Genomic DNA, 12,920 nt, shown 5'->3' on the forward strand with positions numbered 1-12,920 from the left:
CACCACCTATGAGAGCAAACCACCTGGGCGACGTTGCTTTTTCAATACTTCAAGCACATTAGCCTGAATAGCCATAGCGAGTTCTTTTCCTTGTGCAGCTTTTTGCTCCATTGTAACTTCCTCATTTCCATTGCTATCAATGTTGATCGTAATAGATACTTCATTGCTTTGGGCATTGTTACTATTAAACAAACCATCATAATTACCTGACTTGCCACCGACGTGACCACCATTCGCAAATTTAGGTAAACGACGTTGATTAAGGGCATTAAGAAATCCGACACCATAATGATCCACCGTGCGGGAAGTCATCACAAATTCGTTATTGGATAATCGAGCAAGAATAGAATCGCTTGTTCCTGTTCCAGGTCCTTGAACGTGTCCCCCTTTCGCAAAAGCAACGCTCGTTAGCTGGGAAATAACGTTCGCACCAGCTGCGGCGACTGCAGCCATATTCGCAAATTTTTGAGCTGGAGTCATAGCAGTAGGATCTGCCATTGCTTGAGTGATGGCTTGTGAGAGTTTCAGGCTGGCTTCAGCTATTGCAAAAGCTTTTGATACAGCAAACATCGCTTTGTAAGCCGCAGATTGCTTACCTGCAGATTGTTCAACCGCAGATGCAAGCGTATCAAATGCACCACCAAGATCGTTAAGTCCTGTCGCATACTCGGACATTTCCTTTTGCCAACGTTCGGTTTCGTAACGCGAAATGATTTGCTGTTTACGTTTTTGAAACTCCTCTTCGGTCATCAATTTCTGATCATAAAATGCTTGAAGTTGGGCTAATTCTTGTGCCTGTTTGTTTTTCAATTCTTGTTCAGAATCATACATGCCACGCACTTGTTCTAACGGACTAATAGCCTGCTGTGTTTTATTTTGAGCGTAATCAAATTTCAGCTGTTGCTCTGCAATTTGGTATTCGTTTTCGGTAAGTTGACCGGCATTACGCAGTTCTTGAATAGCAGACAATTCATTTTTTAAATTTGCTGCAAGTAGTTTTCCAGGGGCATATTTACCAGCTAACTCTAAACGTTCTTTCGCAAAACGTTGTGTAATGGCTGTTTTAGCTGTCTCATATTCTGTATGAGAAACCACGCCTTTTTTCATATGCTCTTCAAGTCGTTGAAACATTCGTGTTTCTTCGAGATTGATTTCATTTAACGTTGAACCACTTTTCTTGCGTAGGTCATCGTAAAATGAAAGCCAATTTTCACGAGCATTTTCACCACTACCTTTCTTAGCTTTTTTCTCTTTTTTTGGCTTAGTTACTTTAGCATTTTCTCTTAACTCAGTTTTAATGGTCTGAATTTGAGTCTCATTTTTGAACATTCCTTGTAGCATAGCTTTGCCGTCAAGGATTTTCTTCAAGGTTTCTTGTGAAAGCCCAATCGCTTTATCTGCTGCATTCGCTGCAGTAATTGTACCCGTGGCAATACCGATTAAAACCTCGTTATATTTAGCCCCTTCAACACCCAATAATTCATAAAGCCCGGCAAGCACATAGGCTGATTCTGCTTGCCCTTGTTGTTCTAGTTTAGCGACTTCCAATTTTTGAGCTAAAGTAACCGATCTCTCTTGCAATTTTTTCATTGCATCATCAAGATTAAGCGTTTCCCCTGCTGCTTTTTCGGCACTATCACCAATATCATTTAGCGTTGATGTAATACCGGCTAAAATCCATTCTGTTTCGCTTGCATCGATGCCTAAGAGTTTAAATTTAGCTCTAATATCATCAAGACTTTTTCCGCTTGATAACATTGCCCGGGCCAATGCCTCAAGTTGGTTTTCAAGCACAGAGAAATCAATGTTGGCATTTTCTTTCAACAGCTCAATTTGATCGCTTAGTTCGGCAATCTCTTTTTTTACACTATCAGGAATTGGTAAGCCTGTTGTAAACCAATTAGCTTCTAAGGCTGATATATCAGATTGAAGTTGCTGAATTTGGTTTTTGTAGTTTTCTAATTCTTCCTGTTGTTGGGTAATTTTGAGCGAGAGAGCGGCAGCACTTAACCCTTCATAGCTTTCTTTTAAACGTTCGTTTGCTCCTGCTGTATCTAGAGCTTTTTGGCGAGCTTGATCTGCTTGACTGCTAAAATACATTAACGCACTTGCTGCAATCATAATCACGCCAGCAGGACCACCAAGTAATGCCATTGCACTTTGTAGCCCCCGAGCCGCTGTACTAGCTAAAGTGTTCGCTGCTGCTAAATTGCGTTTGGCTGTTGCTTCTGCTTCCGCCAAAGCAATAATTTGAGCTGCTTGAACCTTCATTTGTTCACGTAGAGCGTAGCGAGTTCTTTCTGATTGAGCTAGCTGAAACTGCGCGGCAAGACTTGCCATTTCCACTTGTGCAGCAGTTCGCATTGCTGTTGCTTTGGCTAAAATAGCTTGAGCTTCACGAGTATGAGCGATTGCATTTTTCGCACTGTTGTAACCTGTTTGTAAGAGTGTCGCCGAATACTTACTGATATGCCCGATTGCTAATGCTCCAATAAGTGCTCCTGCAACTTTAATTAGCGTTTCGAGGTTTTCAGATACAAAATCAACTCCTTCTGCCAGTTTTTGAGTAACACCGTATGTCGAATCAACCTGTCCAACGAACTGGATCATTGATGTTTCAAGGTTGGTAAAGGACATTGAAAGTGTTTTTACACGCTTTTCAAAATCCGTATCAACGGTATCTTTCGCTTTTTGGAGAGCTTCAATCACTTTCGAGATTTGGAGCTCGCCATTCTTCCCCATATCCTTTAATGCACCAACGCTCACACCTAAACCATCTGCAATAGCTTGTGCTAATGCTGGTGTTTGCTCCATAACAGAATTGAGCTCAGCACCACGTAATTCACCGCTGGCCATTGCCTGACCAAACTGCATTAAAGCAGCTTCTGCAGAAGCAGAACTTGCCCCAGACATTGCAACTGCTTTTGATACTGTTTCTGTTAATTCAGCAACTTGTTTTTGGCTAATTTTGAGCGTATCAGCATTTTTCGCAAATCGTTGGTAAACTTCTGACGTTGCTCCAACAGCTTGATTTGTCCGTAACGATATATCAAATACCGTATTAGTTGCAGCGACCATTTCATTTTGGCTATCAGTTACTAAACGCATACGGTTTTGCAATTCTGTATAGCTATCCGCATATTTCAATGTTTGTGAGGCTGCAGATACCAAATTGTTTCCTGCCCAGTTGGCAATACTTGAAAATAAGCTGATATTTGCTGTTTTATTAATTGAGGCAGCTGCACGTTCAATATTATTTAAATATTGGGTTGTACGTTCGGAGAATTGTCTTGCTTTGTTTTGTGCGGCAGATAAATTTACTTGAAATTCTCTTGAAAATTTTTGTGATTGATAAGCAGATTTGTTTAGCCCTTGCTGAAATTGGAGTGTTTCCAAATTCAAGCTGATATTTAAGTTACCAAGAGAAGCCATATTTCCCCCAATAAAAAAGCCCGCAAATGCGGGCTTCTTTGAAAAATTTAGTTTTATTTAATAATGACATAGTTTACACGGGCTTTTTCTTTTTCAGCCTTTTCTAAGTCATCATAGTGTCTGTTAGTTTGAATAATAGCCTGGACTAAGCGAATGACGAACACAATGGTAAATACACTAAAAAACGTGAGAATATAGGCAAAATCAACAGCAAATAGAAGAAATACAGCACCTAATGCTATCAGCATTATAAAAAAGAATTTTGCCCAAAACTGGATAAAATCACGCATATGCTAATTCTCCTACTTGTTACTATCAATACTTTGATTATATTGTCTAGTTTTACGCCATGCAATAACTATTTTATCGATTAGCCAGATAAGCCACTGAACCATCATCTTCATCATTTTCAGCACTCTTCTTTTCAGAAAAGAATGGCATTAAATCGCTAAGGGTTGTGGCTTTTTGTTTCGGATCTCGATGAATTGCCGCTAACAGATGTGAAATCTGTGCTGTACGGTAATCTTCTCTCCATAGTCCAAAAGGTTGTTCTTCATAAAATAACATATATTCTTGGAAATGTGACTCAGGCATTTCTTCGATTTCTGCTAATGTTTTACCCAACGCAAGACTGAGTATTAGTTGGAACTTACGTCGGGTCGTGAGTTTTTTGGTTCTTCTACCATTAATGCACGGCTTAACTCTTCTGATACGGATTTATCTAGGCGGGATAACGCTTCTAAATCGTCCATATTTTCAAAATCAAACAAATTATTACCATCTTCATCGCATAAGCGTAGAGCAAGGTTTCTGGCTAAGCGATACGGATCGTAAACTTTGCTAAGCTGTTTTACCAATTCTTCAGGGTCATCATAGTTTAATTCAATACCTTGAGCTTCTGCTAACTCACACATTACTTTTTGTTGGCCATATAAGCTACGGTTCATATCACCAACATTAAATTCACGAATAAAGTATTCGGAATTACCAATTTTGATTTTCTTCAGTTTTGGCTTGTTTTCTGCCAATAATGATTCACGAGTGCCAATAGTCATTTTTTATCCTCATCAAATTAACAAGACCGCTATACAAGCGGTCTATTTTGGGCAAAATTATGCAATTACAGGTAAATGATAATCACGTTTTGATTTTTTAATCGTAACGCCTGATTCAAATTTACCTTTTACTTCACCGCTCCAATTCGGGCTAGTTTGAATGAAGCCTGTGCCATATAAAGAGCCCTGTTTGTTTTTCAGTACCATCATCCAAGGGAAGGTTTCTTTAGCAAAGAACTTTTTGCGAAGATCTGATTGCATTGCGGTAGCTGGAGCATAGAAAAAGGTGAGTTTAATTGAACCATATTCAATTTCACCTGCTTCGGTTTCTGTTCCTTCCGAACACATTGTCGTCACATCTTCTTCGCCTAATGTATCGCCATCGCCTTCAATGTTTTTGATCGCACAGAAGTTTGATGACCATTTCACAACTGCTACTTTTGCTGCTGCGAAATCCGTTGGTCTATCTTGTGATGTCCAATCTACCTCATCAGCAAATGTTAAGACATCTGAAGCAACAGACTTAACAGGATAAAAGCCATCAAGTGAACCTAAGCCGGTGATTTTGACAAAATCTCCTACTTTAGCACCGTGACCAGCGGCGGTAATTGTTGCATTAGGTGTTACCGTACAAGCAGTAATGGCTTTTTCTTGGGTTAAGCCAGTACCAATATAAAATTTTGTTCCCTGAAATGGGGTGGTTTGTGTTGCCATATGGTTATTCTCCGTAAGCAATTTGACAAGTCATCACCCGACGATGTAGTTTAGTGTCGGGTTCGTAATCGCTGAAATCATTCACACGCTCAGCAAAATCAAAGTTTTCTGTTAGGGCAGTAAAAATTGGTTTACGCAAAGCGAAGATGTCATCAGGATTGGGGCTGTAAATGTCAATCTGTACTGTAAAATCATCAAGATCGCCATCTTCAAGGGCTGAATTAGGCGTGATTGTTGGGAACTGATAAACAAGAACAGGGTATTCCTTATTAGTGTCAGGAATCACTTCATAAAAACAACGCCCCGAAACCAACGGCTTCAAGGCGTTAAAGAGTTGTTGCTGAATCATTTTTTCGCTTCTCGTAAGATATCATCTCGTAAGGTGGTAATGATTTCTCGTGCTGCTTGCTCCTTTTTAGAAGCAAAAGCAGGTTGTAAAAAGGGTTGGGCTGGCATTTTTGACGTACCAAATTCAACAAATCGCCAGTAAAACGGATCATTAGGATTGTACGCACCACCTTTCCCTGTTTTACCCTTAAATTCAATTATCTTGCTGTTTTTAAGGGAACGAACAAAGATGATAGTGCGGACTGAACCATCCTTTTGTGGTTTCGTGCTGGCGATAATGTTCTTTTTGAGCGTACCACGTTTACGATGTGGTACTTTCTCTTTGAGCAATGGGGCATTTGCCCTAGCTTGATCTCGGATAATTACGCCACCACGTCGCATAGCTTTCACTGCAATTCGATTTTTTGCTTTACGTTCTAAACTACTTAATCGTTGCTTTAACTCTTTCAAGCCAGTTACTTTAACGCTTAAATTAGCCATTGGATTTTTCCTTACACATCAGTTGAAGTGTTTTATTTAGTCCTTGATAATTCAGCACAGAGATAATTTCATAGTACTTGCCGTTGTGTTCTACTCTCATTGTAGGCTCAATATCTTCACGGTATCTGAGCCAAATTTGTGTAGTTGCTTCTGACTGTACTTGTTGGGCTGAGAAATATTCTCGCCCCGAAATTGGCTTGATTTCTGCCCATACGGTTGCAATGTTTTGCCACGTCGTAACAAAAGCACCGTAATCATTTTGGGTGTTAATTTGTTGTTGCAATGTGATGCGGTGGCGTAATTTTCCAATTTCCATTTATACCCCCATAATTCGGTAAGGTTGGATAAGTCGCCAAACACCTTCTTTAATTTCTGTTGAAGTTATACTTCCTACAACAACACTTTCTCTATGTTCATACCAGTGTGCGATAGTCATCAACATAGCTTGCGTAATGTCAGACTCAGCAATTAAACCTTTAGAATCATCTTCAGGCACGTTATCCGAATACAAATTACGGTCTAACTGTCTTTCAATGTATTTTTTCGCTGCAGATTCATATTGTTTGAGCAACTCATCTTCACTATCGTGATCAATGCGACAATGTTGTTTAATCAGTTCAATATTGATTAGCATGATTCTTCCCAGAAAGAAAAGCCCCATTTAAGGGGCTTAAAGGTTACTTAGTTTTCGCAGCTAGTGTGCCTTTTACAAATGATTCAGGACGGTAGATAGCTAATGCTAAACGTTCTTCGCAAAGAATAGTAACCAAGTTTTTCACAAAATCGTCTTCATTCTCTGTTGATACCGCAACACCTGATTGTTGGCGATCAAAGATTTGAGCACCTAAATTAAATGCACCGGTTAGGAATTGGTTTGCTTCAATTGCCTGTGTTTGAACAACCGGAACACCCCATAAAGTCGGTTGAGCTAAACTTTGTGGATTACCAATGATATTACGACCTTGACCATCTTTTTCTAACTCAATTTTCGCCCAGTCAATAGGGTTTAGAACAAAGCCATTTGACGGATACTCAGCAAGCATAACTTGTAGCAAGGCTAAGCGTAGTTGGTCAATGATGGTATAAGTCGCTAATTTTGCAGGATCAGCAAATGCCGTTGCTTTAGTCATTAAACCCGTTAATCCGCCAGCAGAACCATCACCATTTAACAGCATACGATCTTCTTTTAATTTAAGACCATAAATTAAGCGTCCGTTGATATGGCTTTCAAGCATTGGAGCATCATCTAAAACCTGGCGAGAGGCTTTAATATAATGAGCAATGGTTTTTACAGGTGTAGTTTCTTCACCGAATTGCAATGTAGATTGGGCTTTTTTATCGCCTTCGTTTGCTTGAGGTGCTGCATTATTGGTAAAGCCTGTTTCACGCACGAAAGTAATTGCGTTACTTGATGTATTACCTGGTGCTAATAAATCACGCAACGTTAAAATAGTTTGAGGTGGTGTTACAATACCTGGTAAACGATGCTCAGTAATTAAAGAACCTGCAGATCCAGCAGCATTCGTTGTGGCACTAGTGATAGTTGCTTTCACGGATAAATATGCTGATTTACCTGTACGTGGGTCGGAGGCAAAAGACTTAAACGAGTCAGATTCCATTAATTGTTGAGCAATGGATTTTTCCATTTGCTCACCGCCACCACGGCGTGCAGCTTTTTGTTCTAATTCGTCTAAACGGCTTTTGGCATCAGACATTGAGTTAAGAGCTTCATCAACTTTTTCTTTTAAGCCTTCTAAGCCTTTCTCATTATTTGCCATTTTACCTTGTAACTCTTCACCCAAACCTTTTACTTGGTCGGTTGCTTTTTTAAACTCGTTGGCGAGCTGTTCAATTGTTTTTTCTGCTTCTGACATATTAATGTTCTCCAGTAATTGATTTCATAATGGTTAGTGCGTTGCTAATTTGATTTTTTTCAGGCTCGCCCTGAATAAGTTTCTTCAAGCCATGACTAGCAACTGTCACTGCTTGGCTTTTTGAAAACCCTAAATCTCTCAGGGCTTTCTCAAACTCTGCGAGAGTCGGTAAACTGCCCTTGGCTAAAGCAGACTTCACAACATCAACGCGACTTTCTTCATTTGCGGGGAATGTTACGACTGAAATTTCTTTTAGGTCGATAGCCAGTAATTCCAATGCATCTTCTTTTTCGTTATATGCCCATTTACTAAGTCGATACCCGATAGATAACCCATCAATGGCACCCGCAAGCATTAAGGCGTGAATTTCTTTAGCTCGAGCCACATCATTGATGAGCAAACGAGCTTCGCCATATAAACCACGCTCATCTTCAACAAGCTTAGTCCATACGCCGATAGGCTGATTTCGGTCATGGTTCCAAAGCACAGGTGGCATTTTGTTTTGTGCGTTCCAACCTTGAATGGACTCCGTGAATGCACCTCGACGAACAATTTCGTCATAAGCATCTTTCACATCAAAAACATTACAATAGCCAGAAAAAAAGCCGTCATCTTTGACGGCTTCCGCTTTGAAAAGTAGGTCTTTAACTTCAATTGTCATTGTTTGTTTCCTTTCCAATTTTATCGATTGACGTTAAATTCAGTTGAACAGTTAGCTGATCTGCACCAGTTACAGGTGGAAGATTTTCTAATGCTCGAACTTCATTACGAGTCATTACACCATTTTGGAGCATTGCAGTATAAAAACTAGCACGCCCAGCACTATCAGCACGAAGTAGACCTTCTACACTAAAACGGGGATAGAACTTTGTTCGTTCATCAGGTTTCAATAATTTGCGTGAGATGGTTTGTTCAATTCGTTTGAGCGTTGGGGTTAATCCGTAAGTTAAGAAGTTTTGGTTAATTTGTTCAGATGATGATGCCCAAGAAGATGCTTTACTTGTGCTATAAATTAGCTGTGGTGGAACAATGAAAGCACGACAAATTTCTTCAATGCCAAAATAACGGCTTTCTAGGAGCTGAGCATCTTGCGGGTTAATCCAAGCACCTGACATATTTGCAGGCTCCATTCCAGCTTCAAGCACCATCCATTTTCCCGCATTTTCAGGCTTGCCAAACTCACTTAGCCCCTCTCTAACCCGTTTACGTTGATCTTCATTTAATATTCGCTCACCAGTTTTGAGGAAACCACCCGCTTTTAAGTTATTTTTAAAGGCTTTTGATGCAGCACTATTTGCCGCCATTTGTAGGCCCATTACTTGTGCTTGATAACCAATCGGTGACAGACCAATCAGACCATCAAGCGTGAAGCCTCGGAAGTGTAAAATATCTTTTTCACTGTATTCGCCACTATCCACATTATTTTTAGTGTATTTATAGATAATCTCACCGCTCTCATCTCGTCTTACACTCATATATTGAGGATCAAATAAATCAAGTGAAACCACTCGACTACCAATACGGTTAATTCGACAGTAAGCGTTCCCCCATAAATCCAGGTTAGAAATAACAGCTTCCCAAAACTCACTCGCACACATATCAGCATTTGGTGCATCGTGAATAATTTTATAAAGTGGATGTTCTGTTGCTATTTTACGGTCGCTATCTCTTAAATGTAATGGCAAAGATGAGATAGCTTGGCTACGTAAACGTACACATGCCCAAACGGCACTTAATTTTAAAGCATTTTCAGCTGTTACCTGGCCGCCTGATTCACTTGATTGGCTAGTAAAAGGGGATGATGTTGAACCTTTATCTAAGCGTTTACTACTGCCAAATATGCGATCATAGAAACGAGACCACCACCCTGTATCATTTAATGTACTCATCCGATAATCATATCCTGTAAAAATGAATCAATATCTTGTGGCACTTCCTCTGTTTCTGAAATACCTCGTGCCATCGCTAAAGCAACCATTCCATCAATACGTCCTGTTGCTTTATGTTTTTCAAACTTTCGATTTCCTGCTGGGTCTTTAGTTAATACCGTATTTGCGGCACACATTGTCAAAACAGGATTCATTCCGTGACATAGCTGACCATTAAGCAAATCACTTTCTAAGCTATCTATTGCGGGAGACATATCTTTAAAACCTTGACCAAATGGCACTAAAGGTAAGTTAATCCCTTGTAGTTCCATTTCTTTTTTGAAAATATCAATCCGCCAACGGTCAAAAGCGATTGCTGTAATATCAAAATCACTCAAGATCTCCGCTATATCACGTACCACATAGGCATAATCAACGGTTGCACCTGGTGTTGTTCGAATAAAACCTTGCCTTGCCCAAACATCATAGGGGGCTCGATCTCGTTTTGCTCTGTCTTCCAAACCTATTTCAGGTGTCCAAAAGAATGAGTAAACATTGACTCTACCATCGTAACCTTTAGCAGTTAGCACTAAAGCGGTTAAGTCTGTGCGAGCTGACAAGTCCAAACCACCATACACCGTTAAACCATCAGGGCTTTGTTGTTCGTTGCCACTCTCTTTCCATACATCAAGGCTGACAAAGGTTGATACGGTACTTACTCGTTGATTAAGGTTTAGGTTTCTGAAGGTATTTTCAAAACTTGGCATACGATTAGCTTTTTCAGCAAGTTTACGAATATCATCTTCGCTACGAAAAACACCTAATGCGGGATTTGCTTGTTTCCACGCTTTCGGATCAGTTATTTTCAAATCTTTATCTGCACTATAAACGTGGCAAACTGTATGTGGATCATTGCTGTTTATTGCATCATCAATCCAAATTGAGAGTAAATCGCCATCATTTGCTGCTTGAGTGCTGATTGTTAGTAGCAATGGGTTTTTATGAGCACCTTGTGCAGTTGTAATTGCATCAACAAACGCTGATTGTGGCCCTTGAACTTGCCCAACTTCATCAAGAATAGCTAATACTGGTGATAAACCTTGTGCTGTTTTACCATCAGCAGCTAAAGCCTTATATTCAACATTCATCGGTCTGCCAATCAAACGTTTACCACTTGGTTTAATATCAACAAGTGCATTCAACTTAGGATTAAGCTGAATCATTTTTACTGCAAGATTAAATACCAGAGCAGCTTGTTCTCTGCTCAATGCTCCACTCACAATCTGGCTATTTAAAATAGCAACTGGCCCGACTAAATGAGCTAATAAAAGACATGCAATTAATGCTGTTTTACCATTTTTACGACCGATGGATAAAATACCGTGACTCGTGCCATTAGGATTGTCGTACACATCATAAATGTACTCTTTCTGGAACTCTTCAAGTCTAATCGGCTGACCAACTAATGAACCTTCAGGCACAAAGCAATAACGCTCAATAAACGCAATAACTTTTTCTGCGACTGTCATTAGTTAAGAACCCTTGCAATTAACCCGTCATCATCATTAATAGCGGTGCGGGCATCTTGGTAAAGTTGGTTGGTCTTAACCTGATCACGACTTTCACCATTGGTTGCTCTGCTATGGATTTGTAAGCTACGGCACATTTGAATTTCACGTTTGTACAAATCTTCAATCACATAATGCAATGGATGCATTTTCATTGTGCCTGTATCTGTTTTTACCCAGCGGCGGGCTTGTGTAGCTAATTCTTTCTCGTAGTCATCAATTTCTACATATAATTTAGCGAGCTTTACCGCCCGTTGCTGATCAATAGGAGTCCAGCTATCTAAAGCTCGACTTGTAATAATACTTTCCCAATACCGCATCTCAATTTTTGTTAATTTTTGTGGTGGCTCGAGAGTTTTTTGTGCAGCTTGAGAGGCTAACATCTTAGCAGTCGAGCTATCAGCACGTAACTTTCGTTTACTCATAAAAGCCCTCCTAAAGTGTTAAAAAAGGGTAGAAAAACTGTAATAGCGATCCAACAGAGTTCCCGAAGCGGTATTCAGAGCTTTTAATCTGAACTTTTTACCCACCCCTCCCCAAGTTGAAAGGATGTTCAGGGTCAATCGGTAAACCGTTTTCATCGCAACCAATATAATTAACTTGTTTTAATTCTGCTTTTTGCTTTGTACTGTCGTGATGTAGCTTACAAAGCGATTGAAGATTTTTAGCATCAAAAAATAAATCTAAGTTACCTTTATGTGCTTTGATATGATCAACAACTGTTGCTGGTGTAAGCTTGCCATCTCTTTGACAAAATACACACAAAGGCTCTTTTGATAAATGATCTAAGCGTAATTGTTTCCACGCTTTACGGTTATACAAATAATGCCAATCATCACGACTCATATATGCACTCAATAAAAAAGGCGAGCATTGCTTACCTTATAAAGTAATCACCACTATTGATGTATCACGTACAACCAACAGCAATATCAACCACAATTATCATCACCACCCATCATACATAATCCTATTTGCTTAAATCTTCTGTTTGCCATTCACGAATCTTATCAATTCGGTTCAAACACATATCACGCTCACGTTTGAGTATTACCGCATACTGTATGACATCACCATAAGTACGTCCGCTAAATGGCGTTTTATCCAAATGTGCTGTTAATGCTGCTGGTAATTGCGGGCAGGCTTTTACTTGTGGCTCATTACTTACGCAAGAACTCAATAACACCGCTAGGAGCATCGGCATTAAAAGTTTCACTATCTTTGATTTGTCTTGGAATAGATTTAATGATTTCATTTGTCTTACTCCTTACGTCTGATTCAGCTTTGCTTAGCTCAAGCGTTAGTTGTCTGTTATGTTCCACATCTGCTTTGAGTTGTGTGATTGTATTGCTCTGTGTACTAATCGTTTTCAAGTACGTTTCGATTTCGGTATTTAAGCTATCAATCTTATTCGACTGATAGTAAATCCAACTACACAATCCAAAAACAATAACTACAACACCTATCGTACACAGCAAGAAAAATTTATTTAAACTGTCGCTAATGCTCATATCAACCACCATAACAAATAGTGGTGCGGTTTCGGGCTTTTATGTATATGCTTTCGCCATCTGTATCACT

Annotated in this window: 17 protein-coding genes; all 17 read right to left on the minus strand. The window is 39.7% G+C overall.

What is annotated here, in order from left to right:
* Window positions 1-6: 6 nt before the first annotated feature.
* A complete protein-coding gene (locus X781_RS04020) occupies window positions 7-3,432 on the minus strand; it encodes a tape measure protein (protein WP_025235684.1) in 3,426 nt (1,141 codons plus the stop codon).
* Window positions 3,433-3,485: 53 nt separating this feature from the next.
* Window positions 3,486-3,722: a hypothetical protein gene (locus X781_RS04025; protein ID WP_025235685.1), complete on the minus strand. Its 237-nt coding sequence runs from the start codon at window positions 3,720-3,722 to the stop codon at window positions 3,486-3,488.
* A 73-nt stretch (window positions 3,723-3,795) separates the two neighbouring features.
* Window positions 3,796-4,071 (minus strand): phage tail assembly protein T, encoded by a 276-nt coding sequence (locus tag X781_RS04030; RefSeq protein WP_428993369.1) that lies wholly within the window; start codon window positions 4,069-4,071, stop codon window positions 3,796-3,798.
* Entirely contained in the window at window positions 4,071-4,487 is a 417-nt protein-coding gene (locus tag X781_RS04035; protein WP_025235687.1) for a hypothetical protein, read from the minus strand. Before X781_RS04035 ends, X781_RS04030 begins: the two co-directional genes overlap by 1 nt.
* A gap of 57 nt (window positions 4,488-4,544) precedes the next feature.
* A complete protein-coding gene (locus X781_RS04040) occupies window positions 4,545-5,201 on the minus strand; it encodes a hypothetical protein (RefSeq protein WP_006252746.1) in 657 nt (218 codons plus the stop codon).
* 4 nt (window positions 5,202-5,205) lie between these two features.
* Window positions 5,206-5,550 carry a DUF3168 domain-containing protein gene (locus X781_RS04045; protein ID WP_038643902.1) on the minus strand — a complete coding sequence of 115 codons (345 nt, stop codon included), beginning with the start codon at window positions 5,548-5,550 and terminating at the stop codon, window positions 5,206-5,208.
* Window positions 5,547-6,029, minus strand: coding sequence for an HK97-gp10 family putative phage morphogenesis protein (locus X781_RS04050; protein ID WP_025235689.1), 483 nt, complete (start codon window positions 6,027-6,029; stop codon window positions 5,547-5,549). The genes X781_RS04045 and X781_RS04050 overlap by 4 nt, the downstream gene beginning before the upstream one ends.
* Window positions 6,022-6,345 (minus strand): phage head closure protein, encoded by a 324-nt coding sequence (locus X781_RS04055; RefSeq protein ID WP_025235690.1) that lies wholly within the window; start codon window positions 6,343-6,345, stop codon window positions 6,022-6,024. The genes X781_RS04050 and X781_RS04055 overlap by 8 nt, the downstream gene beginning before the upstream one ends.
* Window positions 6,346-6,663 carry a head-tail connector protein gene (locus X781_RS04060; protein WP_025235691.1) on the minus strand — a complete coding sequence of 106 codons (318 nt, stop codon included), beginning with the start codon at window positions 6,661-6,663 and terminating at the stop codon, window positions 6,346-6,348. It abuts the gene before it with no gap.
* A 43-nt stretch (window positions 6,664-6,706) separates the two neighbouring features.
* Complete coding sequence (locus tag X781_RS04065; RefSeq protein ID WP_025235692.1) at window positions 6,707-7,903, minus strand: phage major capsid protein; 1,197 nt, start codon at window positions 7,901-7,903, stop codon at window positions 6,707-6,709.
* A gap of 1 nt (window position 7,904) precedes the next feature.
* The gene (locus X781_RS04070; protein WP_235068790.1) at window positions 7,905-8,582 is read right to left on the minus strand and encodes an HK97 family phage prohead protease; all 678 of its coding nucleotides are present in this window, start codon (window positions 8,580-8,582) and stop codon (window positions 7,905-7,907) included.
* Complete coding sequence (locus X781_RS04075) at window positions 8,554-9,792, minus strand: phage portal protein (RefSeq protein ID WP_025235694.1); 1,239 nt, start codon at window positions 9,790-9,792, stop codon at window positions 8,554-8,556. The genes X781_RS04070 and X781_RS04075 overlap by 29 nt, the downstream gene beginning before the upstream one ends.
* The gene (locus X781_RS04080) at window positions 9,789-11,300 is read right to left on the minus strand and encodes a terminase large subunit (protein ID WP_025235695.1); all 1,512 of its coding nucleotides are present in this window, start codon (window positions 11,298-11,300) and stop codon (window positions 9,789-9,791) included. The genes X781_RS04075 and X781_RS04080 overlap by 4 nt, the downstream gene beginning before the upstream one ends.
* Window positions 11,300-11,764, minus strand: a complete 465-nt coding sequence (locus X781_RS04085; protein ID WP_025235696.1) for a hypothetical protein — start codon at window positions 11,762-11,764, stop codon at window positions 11,300-11,302. Before X781_RS04085 ends, X781_RS04080 begins: the two co-directional genes overlap by 1 nt.
* Window positions 11,765-11,861: 97 nt before the next feature.
* Window positions 11,862-12,185 (minus strand): HNH endonuclease, encoded by a 324-nt coding sequence (locus tag X781_RS04090; protein ID WP_025235697.1) that lies wholly within the window; start codon window positions 12,183-12,185, stop codon window positions 11,862-11,864.
* 124 nt (window positions 12,186-12,309) lie between these two features.
* Complete coding sequence (gene lysC / locus X781_RS11960; protein WP_025235698.1) at window positions 12,310-12,594, minus strand: Rz1-like lysis system protein LysC; 285 nt, start codon at window positions 12,592-12,594, stop codon at window positions 12,310-12,312.
* Window positions 12,500-12,862, minus strand: a complete 363-nt coding sequence (locus X781_RS12645; protein ID WP_081732096.1) for a DUF2570 family protein — start codon at window positions 12,860-12,862, stop codon at window positions 12,500-12,502. Before X781_RS12645 ends, lysC begins: the two co-directional genes overlap by 95 nt.
* Window positions 12,863-12,920 lie beyond the last annotated feature (58 nt).

Source organism: Mannheimia sp. USDA-ARS-USMARC-1261, assembly GCF_000521605.1.
Classification (GTDB): domain Bacteria; phylum Pseudomonadota; class Gammaproteobacteria; order Enterobacterales; family Pasteurellaceae; genus Mannheimia; species Mannheimia indoligenes.

Bases quoted from the DNA above. Each gene is read 5' to 3' on its own strand.
- X781_RS04045 (WP_038643902.1), bottom strand. From the start codon at position 5,550: ATGATTCAGCAACAACTCTTTAACGCCTTGAAGCCGTTGGTTTCGGGG.
- X781_RS04025 (WP_025235685.1), bottom strand. From the start codon at position 3,722: ATGCGTGATTTTATCCAGTTTTGGGCAAAATTCTTTTTTATAATGCTG.
- X781_RS04085 (WP_025235696.1), bottom strand. From the start codon at position 11,764: ATGAGTAAACGAAAGTTACGTGCTGATAGCTCGACTGCTAAGATGTTA.
- X781_RS04075 (WP_025235694.1), bottom strand. From the start codon at position 9,792: ATGAGTACATTAAATGATACAGGGTGGTGGTCTCGTTTCTATGATCGC.
- X781_RS04040 (WP_006252746.1), bottom strand. From the start codon at position 5,201: ATGGCAACACAAACCACCCCATTTCAGGGAACAAAATTTTATATTGGT.
- X781_RS04090 (WP_025235697.1), bottom strand. From the start codon at position 12,185: ATGAGTCGTGATGATTGGCATTATTTGTATAACCGTAAAGCGTGGAAA.
- lysC (WP_025235698.1), bottom strand. From the start codon at position 12,594: ATGAAATCATTAAATCTATTCCAAGACAAATCAAAGATAGTGAAACTT.
- X781_RS04050 (WP_025235689.1), bottom strand. From the start codon at position 6,029: ATGGCTAATTTAAGCGTTAAAGTAACTGGCTTGAAAGAGTTAAAGCAA.
- X781_RS04020 (WP_025235684.1), bottom strand. From the start codon at position 3,432: ATGGCTTCTCTTGGTAACTTAAATATCAGCTTGAATTTGGAAACACTC.
- X781_RS04060 (WP_025235691.1), bottom strand. From the start codon at position 6,663: ATGCTAATCAATATTGAACTGATTAAACAACATTGTCGCATTGATCAC.
- X781_RS04055 (WP_025235690.1), bottom strand. From the start codon at position 6,345: ATGGAAATTGGAAAATTACGCCACCGCATCACATTGCAACAACAAATT.
- X781_RS12645 (WP_081732096.1), bottom strand. From the start codon at position 12,862: ATGGTGGTTGATATGAGCATTAGCGACAGTTTAAATAAATTTTTCTTG.
- X781_RS04065 (WP_025235692.1), bottom strand. From the start codon at position 7,903: ATGTCAGAAGCAGAAAAAACAATTGAACAGCTCGCCAACGAGTTTAAA.
- X781_RS04080 (WP_025235695.1), bottom strand. From the start codon at position 11,300: ATGACAGTCGCAGAAAAAGTTATTGCGTTTATTGAGCGTTATTGCTTT.
- X781_RS04035 (WP_025235687.1), bottom strand. From the start codon at position 4,487: ATGACTATTGGCACTCGTGAATCATTATTGGCAGAAAACAAGCCAAAA.